We start from the raw sequence: 18,791 nt of genomic DNA on the forward strand, positions 1-18,791 counted from the left end.
CGTCCGGTTCTTACATATCCTTCCTGATCGCTTTTCTCATCCGGCGATCCGCCTCGGCTTTAGCTACGGCCTGTCGCTTGTCATATTTCTTACGTCCGGTGGCAACCGCCAGTTCAACCTTGGCCAGCTTGTTCCTGAAATAGATCGCCAGCGGGACAATAGTCATCCCTTTCTGGTCCGTCTGGATGGACAGCTTGCGAATCTCCCGTTTGTGCAGTAAGAGCCGACGGGGACGAATCGGATCGTAAGGGGTGTTGGAGCTGTCCATTTCATAGGGGGAGATATGGAGGTTTTTGAGCCAGGCCTGGCCGTTCTCAATGACCGCATAAGCATCGGATATGTTTATTTTGCCGTCCCGGATCGATTTTACCTCGCACCCATGTAGCTCGATTCCAGCCTCAATCGTCCAGTGTATCTGATAGTCGTGCTTGGCCTTACGGTTGCGGACCGCAATTTTGATTTCCTCGTTCTCACCCATAATTGCCAACAATACATAAGAGCTGCTAACTTGGCAAATAAAAACGACTTGGCCGTTCCTCAACTCGTTTTAGTCCATTAAGTTTTGCCGAACCCCTGCCGACAATTATGGTAGTAACGGCCCTCGGGGCGGTATGAACCATGGTGTAAAGGAAAAAGCACGTGTCGCATAAGATCCAGATCAACACAGCCAAAATCCTGGTTATTGACGATGAGCCGGAAATCACCGAAATCGTAGAGACCTTTCTCTCCGAGGCAGGATATCAGGTCTCGGTCGAAAACACCGCCGCAAATGCCGTCGAAAAGGCGCGCACTTATAAACCCGATGTGATCCTGCTCGATATTATGATGCCCGGCCAGGACGGGTACAGCATCTGCCAGGAACTCAAGAGCGATCCGGCTTATGCCAATATCCCCGTTATTTTTCTGACCGGCAAAGACCGTAACGACGACATGGGGCGCTCGTTCCGCAGCGGCGGCGATATGTTCATCAAGAAGCCCTTCTCCTGCGAACGTTTGCTCGAAATCGTTAACATCGTACTCATGTCCACGGGAAAACGTTAAGGTCCGCTCCTGGGACCTTTCCTTTTTTTTGTTGACAAATTTGTGCAGTGCACTATAATAGGGTTGAATTATGAGACTGATCAAGCGGTATAGTAATCGAAGGCTCTACGATACGGAAACGAGTCAAACCCTGACCCAGGCAGAACTGGCCGGGCTGGTCAAGAACGGCGTAGAGATTCAGGTGGTCGATACTGCCACCGGTGAGGATATCACTCTGGCGGTGCTGGGCCGGGTGTTGATGAATGAGGCATCGAGCTGGGACGATGCCGTGAAATCGAAAGAACTGTTTAGTCGGATAATTTCTTTAGGAGGCGAGAAATCCATGTCTATTCTTAAAAACACTGTACTGGCTTCGATTGGCGCCATCCAGGTGACCAGGGAGAAGGCTGAGAAGATTATCGATGATTTGATCAAGAAGGGTGATCTCGATAAGTCTGATAGAAAGAAGGCGGTTATGGAGTTGCTCGAAAAGGCTGAAAAATCATCCGCCAAATGGCGCGAGAAGGTCAGCAAGGAGGCGGGGAGAATCCAGAAGGAAGTAGTCACCACCGTCAAGAAGCTGAATGTGGCTAATAAAGATGACCTCAAGAAGCTCGATGCCAAGGTGACTCGTCTGGCCAAAGCGGTTAAGGCTCTCGAAAAGAAGATCGACGAGCTTCATAAGTAGGCATTACCTCGCACCGATTATCACGGGCGGTTCGTTATGTGCGAACCGCCCGCTCTTGTTTTGGGGCCGGTTCCCACCTGTCTACATGCCATCTCGTTCCGTCGCAAGACTATTTCGTCTGGTGGCCCACCCGTCCACGGGTGGGATTAAAATCATATCGACTTGTACAACCGTGGCGTCCCCCATATATGACTCCCGTAAATGACCTCGCGAAGAATCCAACCGCTTTCGTGGGCGGCAGACATCTCGTCTGCCCCTGTAGCAGCACACCCCGCAAAACGTCTTTCCCGCGAAGGCGGGAATCCATCTTCTCTTGTATTGGCACGTCTCGGGGAGACGTGCCCTACAGTGTCGGGACCACGCCTATGAAAGGTCCCGACCTACGAAGACTACAACACTCCTCTCGAAACGTCATGCCGGCGAAGGCCGGTATCCAGAGATGAGAAAGGACGCGGAGCGTCCGAACATGACGCGCCGACGCAGAGCATCGGCGCGAGGAATGAAAACGTTGTAGGGAAGGTCTCCCCGAGACCTGCCAATGATGGCTGCGCCGACGTTACGACGTGGAGCGACGGAACAGGCAGGCTGCCTACCCCAGCAGTTTCATGAACGTGTCTTCGTCGAGAATCTCGATGCCCAGCTTGCGGGCTTTGTCGAGCTTGGAACCGGCGTCTTCGCCGCAGAGAAGAAAATCGGTTTTACTCGAAACCGACCCGGCTACTTTCCCGCCCGCTTCAACTATGAGATTCTTGAAATGGCCGCGCGGTTTACTCAGAGTGCCGGTGATGACGAATGTCTTCCCGGCCAGTTGTCCACTCGTTTTGGTTTTCTCGGCATTGGGGAAGCGGACATAACCTTGCTGCATCCGGTTGATCATCTGGATTGTACCGGTGTTGGTGAAGAAGCTCGAAACGTTCTGGGCGATGATCGGACCAATGCCGTCGATTGCTTCCATTTCCTTTGCATCCGCATTAATGAGTTTGTCAAGGCTGCCAAAATGTTCGGCGAGCAAGGTCGCGGCAGTCTCGCCGACGCCGATGATGCCAAAGGCGTACACGGCGCGAGGCAGCGGCGTGGAGCGGGCACGGTCAATGGCAGCGAGCAGATTAGTGGCTTTTTTCTCGGCCATCAAGTCCAGCGGCAGAAGTTGTTCGAGCTTCAGGAAGAAGAGGTCTGAGGGATCATTAACGAGTTTCGCATCGATTAACTGCCGGGCGAGTTTACCGCCGAGGCCCTCGATATCGAAACCGGCTTTGGAGGCAAAATGAAATAAATGCCCCTCGAGTTGAGCCGGGCAAGCAGCATTGAAACAACGATAAGCCGCCTCGCCGACGGGGCGATGAATTTCACCGCTGCAGGAAGGGCAGGCTTGGGGGTAGTGGATCGGTTCGGTGTCAGGGGGGCGTTTTTCCGTTACGACCGATACCACTTCGGGGATCACATCACCGGCTCGACGTACGATCACAGTATCGCCGCGACGGAGGTCAAGACGTTGGAGTTCGTCCTCGTTATGAAGGGAAGCATGGGTTACGGTGACACCGCTCACCCGGACCGGTTTAAGAACCGCTACCGGAGTCACGACGCCGGTGCGTCCTACGGAGAATTCGACATCATCCAGAACGGTCTCAGCCAACTCGGCTTTGAATTTCCAGGCTATCGCCCAGCGTGGAGCACGCGAAATGCGGCCGAGAAGGTTCTGTTGTTCGAACGAGTCGACTTTGATTACCATGCCGTCGATTTCATAGTCGAGCCCGGGGCGATCGGCGGTTAACTTCGCAAAGAGTGACTCGACCGCCGAGGCCCCCGTTACGTTTTGAATGCGTTCGTTGACGGTGAAGCCTTCGCGCCGCAACATATCCATCACGACGCTCTGGCGATCGAGGTCTGCGAGATTCGTATCGGAGATGCCGTAAGCATAAAACAGCAGCGGTCGTGAGGCCGTGACGGCGGAGTCGAGCTGCCGCAATGAACCGGCAGCCCCGTTGCGCGGATTGGCCAGCGGCGGTTGACCGGTATCTTCCAGGTGGCGATTGAGTCGCTCGAACGCCGAACGCCGCATGATCACTTCGCCGCGCACCTCCAACAGCGGATACTTGTGAGCCGTCGTCTCGGAGAGTTTCAGGGGGATGTTATGGATCGTGCGCAGGTTGGGCGTGATCGTTTCGCCGGTGGCGCCGTCGCCGCGGGTGGAGCCTTGTGCGAAAATACCGTTTTCGTAAACCAGTTCAACGGCAAGGCCGTCGAGTTTCGGTTCAACTTCGTAGACAATGTCCTCATCCGTTTCGAGCCCTTGCTTCACGCGTCGGTCGAATTCAGCGAACTCCTCGGGCGTAGTGACTTTCTGCAGTGAAAGCATCGGCAGACGATGGACCGCCGGCTCGAATTTCTTCGAAGGCGGTGCGCCGACACGCTGACTGGGGGAGTCGGGAGTAATCAGCTCCGGGTGCTCCCGTTCGATTTCAAGCAGGCGATCGAAAAGCCGGTCGTACTCGGTGTCGGTGATTTGCGGAGAGTCCTCGAGATAGTAAAGACGGTTGTGGCGTTCTATCTCTGTGCGGAGTTTCTCGATTTCGGCGATGAGTCTTTTGTCTGTAGTAGCCATGGGTGAAATAAAGATCGGCCCGGTGCTCATGTCAACTTCATACGCAGGGTATGTGATGAAGGGAACCGGGGCTCCCCGAGACTTGCCAATGAGCGAAGTACACTTATCCCCGCAGCACAGGTCCGTCTTCGAACCTGTGCGGAATCCCGCGGAGGGATAAAGAATGATGATGGATTCCTCTTGCTTCCGGGCCTGTTGAAAAAACTCGACCGATCTCTCATAGCCGGGGAGACAAGCTCCCCGGATACGCGATGAAGAGCCATCACCTCGCGTAGCGGGCGGCCTTGCGTCGCCCGCACTTCCGCCGTGATTTGTGTGAATGTCCGAGCGTAGGGCTTTTCCAACGCTTCCTTTCGCAGAAGCGACGTTCTCTATGATAGGTTGCTAAAGGATCAGATGAGATGTCTGCCGCTCACCGATAGGCAAGGTATGTGATGGGTGAATCCTGAAAAGGAACTAGCGGGCGAGGCGCAGGCAGCGTTTGCGGTAGGCAGCCAGTTTACGGCCACCGTGATCATCGACGATGCCGCCGATCCAGAGAGCTGTCAGGCGATTGTGACTGTCTGCCTGAAGAACAACGTTGCGAGCAAGTTGTATCGTGCGGGTGATTGGTTCGGCACTGAAAGAAAGACGCAAGGTGGCATGATTGTCGGTTGCAGTCAGATGTGTCGGGGGGAGCGTGTCGCGGAAACCAAGAAAGCGAGCATCGGCCGGCTCGGCCCGTTTTGGCAGGCGCAGCTCGGTGTCGATCGGCCAGCGGCGACGCGGTTCATTGACTTCGATAAAAATCAACCGGGCATTACGATCGAAATCGAGTTTCACTCGGGCTGTATCGAGATATGAGAAGAAACGACGGTCGGGAGCAAAAAGACCGATCTGCACGAACAAGCGGTCTTCCTCGACCTGATAAAAACCCCGACCGGGAATGTTGGGGCCGGTCGGGGCCGTAATTCGCAACTGTGCTGCTTCGAGAGCCATGCTACTTGAGTATTTTTAGCTGCTCTTTTGCCTGCTCCGCTTCGAGCGTGTTGGGATAGTCGTCGATCAATTCCTGGAACAGCCGCTTGGCTTCGTCCTTGTGATCCAACTCCTGATGGGAGCGGGCCAGCTTGAAGAGGGCGCGACCCAACTGAGGCGATCCCTGGTAGTCCTTGATCATTTTATCGAGTTCGTTGATGGCATCCACATACTTCTCGGTAGCGTAATAGCTTTCTCCGATCCAGTAGTGGGCGTTCTCGATGTTCTCGTGGTCGGGACATTGATCCAGGAAATCCCGGAATTGCGCGATAGCCGTTTCGTATTCACCCCTGCGAACGGTCAAAAAGGCTGTGTCGTAAAGTGCGGTACAGTCAATACCGTGCGGAGCGGTGGTGGTCGGCGGAGTTACCGGCGGAGGAGTATCGGTACTAGTAGGGGGATTGGCCGGTCTGTCCTCGGATGCTCCGGGAGATGAACCGATAACCCGAATCTCTCTCTGTCCGAGCTGGCTGACTTGTTGCATCAGGTCGTTGTAGGATTCAAGCAGTGCGGCCATCTGCTGTCTCAAGGCATCCATGTCGGAACGCAAATCGGCACGCAGACGGTTATCAGCTTCACTGCCGGCCTGAATAAGGGAATCGGTATGAGTGATAGAGGTGTTGACCGTTTTAATCTGGCCTTCGACGCGTGCGACATCGGCTTGTAGTTCGCGAACCTGTCGGCTGGTGGCGCATCCGCCGAGCCAAATTCCTAAAACCAGAACCGCCATCGTTAAGATGGCGGTCATGGTCGCATTTTTGCGATTAATCATAATCTGAGCCTCTTAAAAGGCTACTGCGAAATGATCTTGAATTCGCAGCGACGGTTCTTGGCCCAGGCAGCTTCGTTGTGGCCCGGATCAACCGGTTTCTCTTTGCCGTAGCTGATGATCGAAAGGCGATTGGCTGCGATGCCGCGATTCACGAGATAGTCCATAGCGGCTTTGGCACGCTTCTCACCCAGCGACACGTTGTACTCGACCGTACCGCGTTCGTCACAATGACCTTCGATCTTGATGATCGCGTTCGGGAATTCCTTCATCAGGTCGTAGTTTTGATCCAGACCGGCTTTGGTGTCATCCCGGAGATCGAACTTATCGAAGTCAAAGTAAACCGTGATCAACTGTTCGGCCTTGAGTTTCGGCGGCGGCGGCGGAGGTGGCGGTTCCGGTGTGGGCGTAGTGTCTACTACAACAGGAGCCTCCACAGGGGCTACCTCAGGTTCCGGTTCGGGTGGTGTGCCACAGCTTACGGCCAATAATATGGCAAATACCGCGATCACCCCAAGGACAGTAATTTTCTTCATAACAAGCCTTCCCTCACTTATGTGAAATCCATTTACTCATATTCTTTACTACTTCGCAGGCAATCTATAAGGTCCCCTAAGGTCGGTCAATAAAAATCAATGAGAACAACCTCATTGCAGGGTACCTTCAGCCACCTCCTTTACTTTTCCTCCCACATTTATTGCCATCCCTGATTTACCGTCAGAAGCGCGTAAATAAAGCCGGGAGGGACGTCCAATCTGAATTCCCTCTTCGACTTTGATATCAATCCGATCCGATTCAAAATACCGGTGTTTTACCAGGTATCCCGCCAGACAACCACCGGCGCTGCCGGTAGCGGGATCCTCGGGTACTCCATACCAGTGGACAAATACGCGGACATTGAGGTCGTTATTGTTTTCTTCCGTCTCGGGACAGAAGGTAAGAATCCCTTTCGCTTCGCTTCTGCCAACCAGTCCGGCATTCTCTTGCAGGTCGATCTTGATGCGTTTCTGTGCTTCAAGCGTTTTAAGCGGGACTATGAAAAACGGCGTACCGGTAGAGACTTCCTCAATAGGGAAATGTTCATCGAAATCAGCATGGCTGAGTCCAAGGACTGCCGCAAGCTCGTTCGTACCATGCTGTTGGCCGAAAGTCGGAGGTAGCTGACGCATCCATAAGAGACTGTCGGCCGTATCGCTGAAAGACACCGGTATCGAGCCGGCGTTCAGATCGAGGGTAACAGTATCGACCGGTTCGCCAACCAACTTCTCACGAATAACGTAAGCAGTGCCAAGTGTGGGATGTCCTGCGAAGTGAATTTCATGAGCGGGGGTGAAGATGCGGATCCGGAAACCTTTGTCCGAAGGTTCTGAGCCGATCACGAAAGTAGTCTCGGAGAAATTGAACTCCCTGGCGATACGCTGCATCATTACATCGTCGAAGTTCTCAGCGTTCATTACTACAGCCAGTTGATTGCCGGTGTAACGTTCCTCGGCAAAGACATCGAGGAAATAGAAACGATTGTCGGGCATTATCTATTCCTCACGGTATTCAACCGGCATGGGACCCCAATCCGGATTGGAGCACCCGCCCGACTGGGTGAGACGGCGCTGGTTACGGCCGGTCATGTCCATAGTAAAGATGTCGCGAGGTCCCAGGCGTGTGGACGAAAAGATGATATGTTTACCGTCGGGGGAGAAGTGTGGATTTTCATTCTGACCGACTTCAGTGAGGATGCGATAGTTGGCTCCCGAGGTGTCGATTGATGCAAGATCAAATCGGCCGCGTCGGGTTCTCGATACGAAGGTAATACGATCGCCGTGAGCGGACCATATCGGCGAGTCGTTATAGCTTCCCTGATAGGTCACCCGGTGTACGTTGAGGCCATCGGAGTCCATAATATAAACTTGTGGCGAACCGGTACGGTCGGAGGCGAAAGCTATGCTGCGGCTATCGGGAGACCAGGTCGGGGAGGTGTCGATTGCCCAATGGCGGGTCAGGCGTTTGATGATGTTCCCCTGCAGGTCAAGCACATAGATTTCGGAATTGCCGTCTTTGGTCAACACGCAGGCGATTTTGTTGCCGTCGGGAGATACCGCCGGAGCGGCGATCATCCCTGGGAATTTAGCCACCTGTTGCGGTTGTCCCCGGTTGACGTTGACTACATAGAGGCTCGGATCGCCATCCATATAACTTATGAAATAGACCCATTCCATGTCGGGTGCAAAGCTGGGGGAGATGTTGATCGTGCCGGTGTTGGTTAATTGCCGTTCGTTGGCTCCATCGTAATCCGACACGAAAATCTCTTTAGCGCTGCCAATCTCTTTGCAATAGGCAATCTTGGTGAGGAAAATACCCTGGTCGCCGGTAAGGGTGCGTGCGATTTCATTGGAAATGTCATGACCCAATTTACGCCAGTCGGTACGGGTGCGCTCGACTACTCCTTTAGCGAATTGCTCGTTGCTGTCGGTTTCCCAGAGTTGCCAGCGTACTCGCATCATTTGCGTGCCGGGGAATTCTGCCTCCAGGCGCAGAATATACTGTGCCCCCAGTCGTTTCCAGCCGAATACGTCGATTTCATCTATCTCGTATATTTTGAGGTAGAAACTGTCGATCATTACCAGTTCCCATTCGGCGTAGAAGTCGATGTCGAACCGCACGGTGGCGGTGACATAATTCATCAGGAGACTGTCGCGTGAAGTGATATAACTGGTACCGATGTAGAGCATGTCGGCTACGCCGATTTTAGTCGGGGGAACATCGCCGACACGAAGAGTGTCCATTTTTATTTCGCGGACTTCGCCTTCGAACTGTGCTTTAGAAACGGGGGCCAAAACGGCCACGACCAAGAGCGCGTATATCAGATTTTTCATAGTCTGCTGGGATCCTGTTTAACCGGGAGAGTTATGCCGATGATCTCATCGGTAAATTTGCGGGGTAGCGGCGGGAATGGCGCCGAGCGTTCGATTGCCTGTTTCAAGCTTTCATCGAATTCCGGGATACCGGAAGATTTTGTAATTTCCACTTCAATGACACGACCTGATTTGATCACCTGGAAGTAGATAGTGCATACGATTGGTCCATCGGTGATAATGCGCGGACGCTGCCAGTTGCGGCCAATTTTGTTAAAAGCCTGAGTAAACCAGTAGGAATAAGTAAAATTACGATTATCTACTGTGGCGCCGGCGAACGGTGATCCGCCTGCCGTGGCAGGGGAGTGAATCTCCAGCGTTCCGTCGCTTGCTCCCTCGCCGTCGGTGTCCTTAGGTGAGGTGACATCAGGCGTTCTAACGGGAGTTTTATCCACGTCAGTTTTTGTTTCAACCGGTTCCGCCGATTCAGTTTCAGGTTCATCAGGTAACGGTTCGGTTTCAATCGGAAATTCTTCTTCGACAGTAGTCGGATTATTAAGCGGAATGTCCGGGAGTTCCTCGTCTTCCTGCTGTGGAATTGCCGGTGGGGGGGGCTCTTCGCTTGGCGGCACATAGAAATCATCGGGGGAGAATATCTGAACAGCGATAATCTCTCCAATTTCACCGTCATCGCCGTTACAACCAAGCGACGGCACGAGAAATATAAGAGCCACGATCAACCCGTGGAGAATAGACGAATAGATAATTCCCCGCTTCAATGCCGGAGTCCTTCCGTTACCGCTTGCGGTGACCTATATCCTGGTGGCCGGTGACCAGGCCGATGTTGCCGATGCCCATCTCTTTGAGCTGCCCGATTACCTCAATAGCAACTCCGTAAGCTACCGCCGAGTCGCCACGTACGTAAACGGCGGAAGTCCCCTTGGCCTGCATTTCCGATTCGACTGCTTCTTTGAGGTTGTCGAGGCGAGCCCAGACATCATTGACGTAGATCCCTCCGAGCGAATCAACCGTAACCACGACACCTTCAACCTCGCTTTTGATCACCGCCGCTCGTGTTTTGGGCAGATTGATCTCTATCCCCGACTGTAACAACGGGGCGGAAATCATGAAGATGATCAGCAGTACCAGAACCACATCGACTAAATTGGCAATGTTGATGTCGGCCATGGCACGATAAGTCCGCGGAGACCGTTTTTTACGCATCAGGCGTTCTCCTTCCGAGCCCGGGCCAGGAATTCGAGGATGAAGCTTTCGGCGGCATCGCGCGAGAATTTAATTTTGTTGTTGGCCCAGTTAAAAGCTATCACGGCCGGAATGGCGGCTCCCAATCCGACGATCGTAGCCAGCAGAGCCTCAGCGATACCTGGAGCCACTACGGCGAGCGAGGCGGAGCCACGCTCACCGATGGACCAGAAAGCATCCATAATGCCTACCACCGTTCCGAGCAGACCCATAAAAGGAGCGGAATTACCGGTAGTAGCAAGAAAGACGGTACGTCGTTCCAGGGTGCCGATAGCCTCGGTGGCGGTGCGATCCATGGTCATTTCGACAATCTCGAAATCCTCATCGCTCAGCGGTGTTGACGCTTCCTGAAGCGCTCCGCCCGCTTTGGCCGAGGCCAGTGCGGTCCACTCCTCGAAACCGTTTATGTAAACCTGAGCGACAGGGGAGACTTGAGATGATTTGGCCTGACCAAGGGCATCGGCAATGCGATTTGATTGACGGAAGGCTTTGAGAAAACGATCGGTGGCTCGTTCGACATCACGGTACTGCCGCCATTTGGTAAAGATAATCACCCAACTCACGAATGACATAAATACCAGGGTGATGAGGACAATGAGGCCGAAGGTGGATGTCTCGGAGATAATTCCCCATATCGATCCTGCTAACAGTGCCAGAGCAGTAGTTGTATACATATCTGTTTTACGCCTTACCAGTCAAAAAGTTGTTACGATGCGTAAACGTCTTGTCGTTGGCAACAAGGCGGATTCGCACCCTCAATACTTGTGGCACAATAGGCCGCAAGTTATGGTAATTCAACAACAAAAACCTTAAATTAAACTTGACCAATCGGTCTTATTGGATATTTTCGCGGGGTAACTTGATGGTTCTTTTTTCATATTGGAGGAGTAGGATGAAGAAGTTTTTTGTCATTATGATGGTTGTGGCGTTTACGCTCTCCCTGATGGCTATGGGTTGTGGGCAGAAAGAGGCTGATACCCATAAGGCACCGGAAGAGGTCAAACAAGCTGAAGTTGCCGACAGCACTGCCCTGGATGAGGCTGTGATGGATTCGACAATGGTTGACTCAATGGCCGCCGAGCACGACAGTATGTAAGCTTGAGTCGATATGAAAAAGCCTCCCGTGTGAACGGGAGGCTTTTTTATTATCGAATTACGAGAGGCTCAGCTCTCGATCATTTCCACATTAGCGCGGGGTATTATTGCCCGGTGGCCGTCCTCGAATTCCACTTCCAGAACACGAGCTTTGGATTCCGACTCCAGTACCTGAAGCGGTGACGGCAACTCGGTGACAGCTCCGAGTTTGCCGAAGTAAGGGTGACGAATAACCCGGATCGGTGATCCGATGGTCAATCCCTGGATTTCTCCCTTTTCGGCGTCCTCAGTGCCCTTGCTCTTTCCGGGGATGACGACTTCGGGCCGAATAACACCGGCGCGGATCTGAGTAGCGCCGTTGATACAGGCCATCTGACCCTCATGACGTTTGAGCAGATCGAACGTCTTCTGAGCCATGGCGATTTCGCCGAAACCCTCGGTTACGACCAATGTGATGCCTTTGTCCTCGGAACCGGTAATAGCGACACCGATATCGTAGCCGAGAAAGTCGCGCAGGTCTTTGTCGTCAAAACCACCGACGACAATACCGCATGCACCGACTTCGATAGCTTTTTTCAAAGCCGCTGCCGTTACCAGCGAACCCCCGATGATGACCTTGTCTTTCATCTCAGGAGTGATCAGCTTGTCGGACAGGACAGTCGCATTGGAGTCCACCGCAACGATCAGATTCCCGGTGGTTTCTCCACCGATGCCGAAAATCCCCTGCATGAACGAACCGGTGCAGGCAACAACGACACCCTCTTCCGGGATCACTTCGGTCACTTCACCTTTAAGATAGGCTTTCACCTCGACGGGGATCGGGTTGCCGCGTTGCAACACCTGACCGGTAACCTTGGAAACCGACTCGATCGTACCGTCGATAGTGGCTTCACATGAAGAGTTAAAGAACGAAATAAACGATTTCTTAAGAGCGATTTTCTCACCGGCCTTGATCGGGTCGCCCGGTTTCTTGAGCATCATCATTTCGATGTCTTCAGGCGGCACGCCGAGTTTGTTGGCCACGTTGAGCGGCACAACATTGCCCGGGAGGTGCGTGCGAGCGACGACATCGTCCGGCTCGACCTGATCGCCGACTTTGACGACCACATCCCCCTTCAGCGGAAGAATTCTTCGCTTTTCGACCAATTGCTGTTCCGTGACTTTAAGTCCCGGAGTGTACGCATGGGCCATGGCAATACCTTTCTATATCAACTTACAATATCTTCAAACGTTCTTGCGTCGCTTGACGGCGAACACCAGTATCACCAGCACAATCAGTGCGGCGATTACATAGAACCAGGGAAACGGACTCCGGTCTTTTTCGAATTCGTCCGGTGTGAGATCAACATCCGACAGATCAGCCACCTTAATTGGTTCACCTTTAGCGGCTTCTTCCAGATTCTCGGTCGAGAACGAACGGATAATATCTCCGATGTCGCCGACCGTGCGTTTCTGGAAAAGGGAATCCGGAGCATAGAAGTAGAATGTGGCAATTCCCTTGTCGAACATTTTCTCGATCACTATGCCGCGTCGCATCGTAGAGCTGTCGGCACCGATGTCGTTCGCGAAAGTGATCGTTTTCAATGCGGCATCGTAATAAGGGATACTACGGGGCAGATTCTCCAGAAATGTCGCAAGAGGAGCATGCCTGATGCCGGTTTCAAAACCGTGACGATAATAAGCCAGAACGGAGTCGATCTGTTTTTGTCCCAAGCTGTCAAGCGGCGTGAATGAGAGTATGAGATACTCACCTGAGAAGAACGGGTCGGCGGTTGAGTCAGCCAGGACTACTTCGTAGTTTAAGGCCGAACGTCCAATGCCCCGGTTCTGCAGGTAAGAGTCAACAAGGTTGTAGTCCACCTGCCGGTAAAAGTCCGGATAACTGAAATAGAATCCACCTCTCCAGCAGACATAGTTCGTCGAGGCGCTCGCTGCGGCAACGCCGAACAGCATCGCCAGGAACACAACCATCGTTGTTATCGGGCCAGGTCTCATACTCATTCCCCCTCGGCCTAGAGCCGTTCCTTCGGATAAATATCCAGGTCGGTCATCCAGGTCTTCAGGTGTGAGACACGTTCCTTACCGCTGAGGGTGGAGAGATCGAACGGGCGACCGCGTCCGTCGAGAATCAGTCCTACCACACCGCCGTACAACTCTGCCTCGACTTTGTTGCCTTTACCGGCGCCGACATCGTAGCCGCGCTCCGGTTCGAGTACCGCCTTGACCGTGATCGGCAGGCCTTTTTCATCGAGACCAAGCGGGAAGTGTTTCATCTCAAGCGAGTTGAGCGTACCTGAAACGGTGCCGTCGGGAAGATCGATAGAGTATTTCATGACCGGGCCGGGTTTCTTGATCTCGCCGGACGGTGCGACGCAGGTGCCGAGGTGAATCAGGCAGTCCTTGATGAAGACCTCGGTAGCGGCCTTTTTGTGTACCTCGGTCAGAACGCCGAGCTGCGGCATCATGAAGATCGAGTCCACGGCCAAACGGGTGACACCCTCGGGCAGGAAGGAGTCGATCATCATCAAAGCCGATTGCTGCCGTCTCGGGGCGTGAGAAAGAACGCCGCCGGAGCCGATCAGCATGTCGAGGCTCATCATGTTAACGATAGTTGCCCCGGACGAGGACTGCTCGAACGCATCGGCGATTGTTCGCTGCTGCTGAACACCCTTGAGAACGGTGGCGAAATTCTTATGCTGAATGAAAGCCAGGCGGAGCGCCTCTTTGGCGATAGCCTGTTCGAAAATGAGCTCTTCCATCGACTGCGGAATGGTCGTGGGGCGCACCATCTTGTTCTTGACGCGGTTGCGTAAATCACGCTCGTCCATTTCGAACGGCACCCAGCGCATGACCATCGGCAGGCTGGCCTCGGCGAACACGTTGGAAATCGAATACGACATGCCAAGGTTGGCCGATACGGTTCGGTTGAAAACCGGATCTTCACCGCCGGGGCGGAAGACCGAGAAGACGTCGGTGGTGGCGCCGCCGATATCGACACCAACGGCCTCGATGCCGTACTGATCGGCAATGGTCTGAATGATCAGCCCCACCGCTCCGGGAGTCGGCATGATCGGGGCATCGGTCCAGGTCATCAGCTTTTTGTAGCCGGGAGCCTGAGCCATAACGTGTTCCATGAACTGCTCGTGAATTTCCTCACGGGCAGGACCAAGGTTCTCGCGTTCGAGGACGGGACGAAGGTTGTCGACTATTTTCAGATCGACCTTGTCCTGCAGAGTGGCTTTCACCGTTTCGGTGGCGTCCTTGTTGCCGGCGTAAATAATCGGCAGCTTATAGGATGAACCGAGACGTGGCCTGGGATCGGCAGCGCCGATCAACTCAGCGATTTCAACCACGTGGGTGGTCGTGCCGCCGTCGATACCGCCGGACAGGAGAATCATATCCGGACGCAGTCGACGAATACGTTCGATCTGTTCGTGGGGAAGACGTTTGTCGTTGGAGGCGATCACGTCCATGACAATCGCTCCAGCGCCAAGAGCGGCGCGTTCGGCCGACTCAGCAGTCATTGACCGCACTACGCCGGCCACCATCATCTGGAGGCCGCCGCCGGCAGAAGAGGTAGAGATGTAAACATCGGTACCAGTTTTACCGTCGGACGGGGAGATGATCTTGCCGTTTTCATCAAGCAGACGGCGGCCGGACAACTCCTCGACCTCCTGGACGGCGTTGAGAACGCCCATGGTCACATCTTCGAACGGGGCTTCGACCGTGGTCGGAGCCTCGCCTCGGACCTGAAGGCGGTACTCGCCGTCGACGTACTCGATGAGGATCGCTTTGGTAGTCGTCGAACCACAGTCGGTTGCAACGATTACCTTGATATCATCAGGGTTTTCGAATTTGGCCATTAAAGAAACCTACTATTAAGTTAATCAATATCCTTCTCTATTTCGCTCAGTATCAAAAGGATAGCATTTGCTGTGGGCTATTCTTAAGATACTGCCCGAGCCAAAGATTATAATGAATACGGTCCACCTTGTAAAGCGTCATTTTGATACGTCGGGATTAGGGACGCTTATAGTACCGGGACTGTTTACCTGGACATTCATGACAGCTTCCGGAATTGGCCTATAGGTGCAAGTAACATTGATTGGCGGTGCCCCTTGAAGTCGTTTAAACAAAGTCGTAAATGTGGAGGATATGCGCCTGCTCGCTGTGTGAGATCAAGGTAGTAGTCGCTTATGTAGGATTGGCCTTTATAGTGATGTGATAACCAGCCACAATCTGGTTTTTCAGAACTATCTTCGGGAGGAACAGCAGGAGTGGTGGGTTACGATAGGAGATCGTGTAATATCTTGTAACGCATTGCGATATAATAGTTAGAGCCTTTTTTCGCTTGACTTGCCTCTGGGGCGCCTGTAGATTGACATTCAATATTCTGCACGCATTCCAAGGGGATGCGTCTTGAATATATATACTGAAATGTGATTCTCCCGCCACGGGTGAAATCACTCTTCGGAGTTGTGGCGTCGCTTGTTTTCACAAGAGGCGCTCGGGAAGTGCGTAAAGAGGTTTAGGACACCAGTTTGAACAACAGTTATCGGACAGGACTAGCTATTTCCGCCCGTATCCTGCTTGCTCTCTCAAGTGCTCTCCTGCTGTTTATGTCGACCTCCGTATTCGGTCAGGATGCCGAAGCCATGGAGGCTGTTGCCGACTCCCTGACAGATACACTCTCGACGGTGCCTGTTCCGGCTGCACCGGCCGCGATTACTGCCGCCGATACGCCTGATGACGCCGGGGGATCGATTTCGGTCCGATGGGAGGCATCACCGGATGATCACGACGGTGGAATCGTCGACGGCTATCTGGTTTTGCGGGCGGAGGTAATCGACGGACAAGCGGGTGAGTTCAAAGAAGTAGGCGATGTCGCGGCTGGAGCAGCTGAGTACAGCAGTGAGGATGGGAACGTCGTTGATGGTCACTCTTACGTTTATCAAGTAGTTGCCTTCAATAATTATTACGACGCCAACTCGGATCTGCAAAGAACTCTCAGCGAGTCGGAGACCAGTGCTCCGGCGAGTTCATCGGCGCAGTGGTTCAACAAACAGCGCACCAATGTGCTGGTTGCAACGCTTCTGCTCTGTATCTTCATTATATATTATATCAGCCAGGCTAAATCGGGTAAGTCTCTTTTCATTCGCAAAATCGCGGGTCTCGAGGCTATCGATGAAGCTGTCGGTCGTGCCACCGAAATGGGTCGCAAAATCTTCTATGTCCCCGGTATCGGCGACATGGACAACATGATGACCATCGCCGCGATTACGATTCTCGGCCGGGTGGCGGAATTGGCCGCTCAGTACGAAACTTATCTCGATGTGCCGGTATGCCGTTCCATGGTAATGGTAACGGCTCGCGAGGTGGTCAAGGAAGCGCATTCCAAGGTCGGCCGACCCGATTCTTACAAAGAAGACCAGGTACATTATCTGACCGACGACCAGTTCGGTTATGCCGCCGGCGTGGACGGTATGGTTGTCCGCGAGAAGCCGGCTACGATATTCCTGATGGGACAGTTCTTTGCCGAGTCATTGATTTTGGCTGAGACCGGTAATTCGATCGGTGCGATTCAGATCGCCGGGACGGCTATGCCGTCGCAGTTGCCGTTCTTCGTAGCATCGTGTGACTACACGCTCATCGGTGAAGAGTTGTTCGCTGCTTCAGCCTATCTGTCAAAAGAACCGAAGCTGCTGGGTTCTCTAAAGGGTCAGGACGTCGGCAAGGCCATGATCCTGATTGCTATTATTCTGGGAATAATTCTGGAAACGGCCGGCATCTTCCAGCTCTCGAACCTCTTCACGGTGATAGGTGACTGATGCGGAGAGAAATACCACTTCTGATTACAGCGATTGTCGGCATAGTCTTTGTCGTTCAATACTTCATCCCGCATTGGCCGTTCGGTCGGATGAGCGACTGGTTTTCGGACTGGTTCTCGATCGTTTCGGCCTGCGCCATTCTGCTCGGGGCTCTCAACCTGTTGAAACTCTCGGCGCAGAAAGTGGCCGCTCGCAAAGAAGACTGGGGGTATGCGGTCGTGATCATTATCTCCTTCATGGTGGTGGTGATCGTCGGTGCGGCGGGCGGTGAAGGCTTCCGCAATCCGGGCACAGCTTTTGACTGGCTGTACAATTACGTATACATACCGTTGTCGGCGACGATGTTCGCCATTCTGGCTTTTTACGTTGCATCCGCCTCATATCGAGCTTTCCGGGCGCGTAATTTCGAGGCGACCCTGCTGCTGGTTGCCGCGTTCTTCGTGATGATAGGACGCGTACCGGTCGGCTATTCGTTGTCGTCCTGGATGCCTGAGGGCTGGCGCCTGGCGGATATTGCTTCCTGGGTGATGAACTACCCGCAAGCGGCCGGACAACGTGCTATCATGATCGGTATCGGTCTCGGGATCGTGTCGACATCGTTGCGGATTATCCTGGGACTTGAGCGGTCTCATATCGGAGGAGGCGAGTAGATATGAGTACACGCATGAAAGAAATTATCTCCATAGCGGTGATAACGGTAGTTTTCCTGATTCTATACTGGCGTAAGGTTGCCGGTGGCGGGCCGATCGAGTTCTCCGTGCTCGTTTCGACATTGGTGATTACGGTTATCGTGCTTTCGCTGATATGGATTCTGATCCTGACCATCAAGGGCAAATTGATCGGACGACGGATCGTATTCCTCTATGTAGGTTTTGCCGTATCACTGCCGCTGTTCATGCCGTTGAGCCAGAAGATCTCCGTTTCTCCCGAGGTTCAGCAGCTCTACGACGCCCTGACGACTTTGCCCAAGGGCTCCAAGGTATTGATCAGCTTCGACTACGATCCCCCGTCAGCACCGGAATTACAACCGATGGCTGAATCTGTTATCCGGGTTTGTTTCGAGCATGATCTGAAGGTTATCCTGATGGGATTGTGGCCGCAGGGTCCCCAACAGGCTAACCTGGCTCTGGATAAAGTTTTCGAAGACAGTTTGATTAGAGCAAAAGACCTCAAGTACGGCGTTGATTACGTCAATCTGGGTTTCCAAACCGGCAACGAGTTCGTTATCCAGCGCATGGGGACTTCGTTCGAGTCGAGTTTCTCGACCGACTACGAAGGCACGCCGTATCAGAGTCTCCCGCTCGTAAAAAACATCAAGAACTTCTCGAACATCGACTTCAGCGTCAACCTGTCGGCCGGTTTCCCGGGGACGGTGGAATGGGTGCAGGTGGCCGTTGACCGCTACGGTGTTCGACTCGGAGCCGGCAACACGGCGGTACAGGCGCCTCAGATATATGCCTATCTGAACGCCGGTCAGGTTGAAGGTCTGCTCGGAGGTATGAGCGGAGCGGCGGAGTTCGAGGATGTAGCCGATTACCGCGGCAAGGGTACCAAGTTCATGTTATCGCAATCGTTTGCTCACGTGGTCGTGATCGCGTTTATTTTGATCGGCAACGTAGCGTTCTTCATCAGTGGCCGCAAATCGGCCCTAAAAGGATAA

General features: G+C 53.4%; 19 protein-coding genes. 6 read left to right on the forward strand and 13 right to left on the reverse strand.

Features of this window, described 5'->3' with window-relative positions; genetic code table 11:
* Window positions 1-10 precede the first annotated feature (10 nt).
* Window positions 11-478 carry an SsrA-binding protein SmpB gene (gene smpB, locus PLF13_11990; protein ID HOP07999.1) on the reverse strand — a complete coding sequence of 156 codons (468 nt, stop codon included), beginning with the start codon at window positions 476-478 and terminating at the stop codon, window positions 11-13.
* 161 nt (window positions 479-639) lie between these two features.
* On the opposite strand from smpB, the gene PLF13_11995 reads away from it, so the two are divergent.
* Together PLF13_11995 and PLF13_12000 are read left to right on the forward strand one after the other, a co-directional pair.
* Window positions 640-1,041: a response regulator gene (locus PLF13_11995; GenBank protein ID HOP08000.1), complete on the forward strand. Its 402-nt coding sequence runs from the start codon at window positions 640-642 to the stop codon at window positions 1,039-1,041.
* Between the two features lie 70 nt (window positions 1,042-1,111).
* Window positions 1,112-1,708, forward strand: a complete 597-nt coding sequence (locus PLF13_12000; GenBank protein HOP08001.1) for a polyhydroxyalkanoate synthesis regulator DNA-binding domain-containing protein — start codon at window positions 1,112-1,114, stop codon at window positions 1,706-1,708.
* 589 nt (window positions 1,709-2,297) lie between these two features.
* On the opposite strand, the gene ligA is transcribed toward PLF13_12000, so the two are convergent.
* The 9 genes from ligA to PLF13_12045 all read right to left on the reverse strand — a co-directional run bounded on the left by ligA (window position 2,298) and on the right by PLF13_12045 (window position 10,882).
* Entirely contained in the window at window positions 2,298-4,340 is a 2,043-nt protein-coding gene (gene ligA, locus PLF13_12005) for an NAD-dependent DNA ligase LigA (GenBank protein ID HOP08002.1), read from the reverse strand.
* A gap of 426 nt (window positions 4,341-4,766) precedes the next feature.
* Window positions 4,767-5,288, reverse strand: a complete 522-nt coding sequence (locus PLF13_12010; GenBank protein ID HOP08003.1) for a hypothetical protein — start codon at window positions 5,286-5,288, stop codon at window positions 4,767-4,769.
* A gap of 1 nt (window position 5,289) precedes the next feature.
* Window positions 5,290-6,099 (reverse strand): tol-pal system protein YbgF, encoded by an 810-nt coding sequence (ybgF, locus tag PLF13_12015; GenBank protein ID HOP08004.1) that lies wholly within the window; start codon window positions 6,097-6,099, stop codon window positions 5,290-5,292.
* Between the two features lie 20 nt (window positions 6,100-6,119).
* Window positions 6,120-6,632: a peptidoglycan-associated lipoprotein Pal gene (gene pal, locus PLF13_12020; protein HOP08005.1), complete on the reverse strand. Its 513-nt coding sequence runs from the start codon at window positions 6,630-6,632 to the stop codon at window positions 6,120-6,122.
* Window positions 6,633-6,743: 111 nt separating this feature from the next.
* Window positions 6,744-7,625, reverse strand: a complete 882-nt coding sequence (locus PLF13_12025; protein HOP08006.1) for a PhzF family phenazine biosynthesis protein — start codon at window positions 7,623-7,625, stop codon at window positions 6,744-6,746.
* Between the two features lie 3 nt (window positions 7,626-7,628).
* Window positions 7,629-8,966, reverse strand: coding sequence for a Tol-Pal system beta propeller repeat protein TolB (tolB, locus tag PLF13_12030; GenBank protein HOP08007.1), 1,338 nt, complete (start codon window positions 8,964-8,966; stop codon window positions 7,629-7,631).
* Window positions 8,963-9,724, reverse strand: coding sequence for a TonB family protein (locus PLF13_12035; protein HOP08008.1), 762 nt, complete (start codon window positions 9,722-9,724; stop codon window positions 8,963-8,965). Before PLF13_12035 ends, tolB begins: the two co-directional genes overlap by 4 nt.
* 16 nt (window positions 9,725-9,740) lie before the next feature.
* Window positions 9,741-10,169 (reverse strand): biopolymer transporter ExbD, encoded by a 429-nt coding sequence (locus PLF13_12040; GenBank protein ID HOP08009.1) that lies wholly within the window; start codon window positions 10,167-10,169, stop codon window positions 9,741-9,743.
* Window positions 10,169-10,882, reverse strand: a complete 714-nt coding sequence (locus PLF13_12045) for a MotA/TolQ/ExbB proton channel family protein (protein ID HOP08010.1) — start codon at window positions 10,880-10,882, stop codon at window positions 10,169-10,171. The genes PLF13_12040 and PLF13_12045 overlap by 1 nt, the downstream gene beginning before the upstream one ends.
* Before the next feature lie 218 nt (window positions 10,883-11,100).
* On the opposite strand from PLF13_12045, the gene PLF13_12050 reads away from it, so the two are divergent.
* Window positions 11,101-11,304, forward strand: a complete 204-nt coding sequence (locus PLF13_12050) for a hypothetical protein (protein ID HOP08011.1) — start codon at window positions 11,101-11,103, stop codon at window positions 11,302-11,304.
* 68 nt (window positions 11,305-11,372) lie between these two features.
* Here the strand turns inward: PLF13_12050 and PLF13_12055 are convergent, their stop codons facing one another.
* The 3 genes from PLF13_12055 to PLF13_12065 are packed head-to-tail and all read right to left on the reverse strand — an operon-like array spanning window position 11,373 to window position 15,166.
* Window positions 11,373-12,494, reverse strand: coding sequence for a hypothetical protein (locus PLF13_12055; protein HOP08012.1), 1,122 nt, complete (start codon window positions 12,492-12,494; stop codon window positions 11,373-11,375).
* Window positions 12,495-12,527: 33 nt separating this feature from the next.
* Window positions 12,528-13,304, reverse strand: coding sequence for a hypothetical protein (locus tag PLF13_12060; GenBank protein ID HOP08013.1), 777 nt, complete (start codon window positions 13,302-13,304; stop codon window positions 12,528-12,530).
* An 11-nt stretch (window positions 13,305-13,315) separates the two neighbouring features.
* Complete coding sequence (locus PLF13_12065) at window positions 13,316-15,166, reverse strand: glutamate mutase L (GenBank protein HOP08014.1); 1,851 nt, start codon at window positions 15,164-15,166, stop codon at window positions 13,316-13,318.
* 678 nt (window positions 15,167-15,844) lie between these two features.
* Here PLF13_12065 and PLF13_12070 point away from each other — a divergent pair.
* Genes PLF13_12070 through PLF13_12080 form a run of 3 tightly spaced genes read left to right on the forward strand, consistent with a single transcriptional unit; the run spans window position 15,845 to window position 18,791 of the window.
* Window positions 15,845-17,131: a fibronectin type III domain-containing protein gene (locus PLF13_12070; protein ID HOP08015.1), complete on the forward strand. Its 1,287-nt coding sequence runs from the start codon at window positions 15,845-15,847 to the stop codon at window positions 17,129-17,131.
* Window positions 17,131-17,781 (forward strand): hypothetical protein, encoded by a 651-nt coding sequence (locus tag PLF13_12075; GenBank protein HOP08016.1) that lies wholly within the window; start codon window positions 17,131-17,133, stop codon window positions 17,779-17,781. The genes PLF13_12070 and PLF13_12075 overlap by 1 nt, the downstream gene beginning before the upstream one ends.
* A 2-nt stretch (window positions 17,782-17,783) precedes the next feature.
* Window positions 17,784-18,791 (forward strand): hypothetical protein, encoded by a 1,008-nt coding sequence (locus PLF13_12080; GenBank protein HOP08017.1) that lies wholly within the window; start codon window positions 17,784-17,786, stop codon window positions 18,789-18,791.

It is taken from the genome of Candidatus Zixiibacteriota bacterium (genome assembly GCA_035380245.1).
In the GTDB taxonomy this organism is placed as follows: Bacteria; Zixibacteria; MSB-5A5; order GN15; family FEB-12; genus DAOSXA01.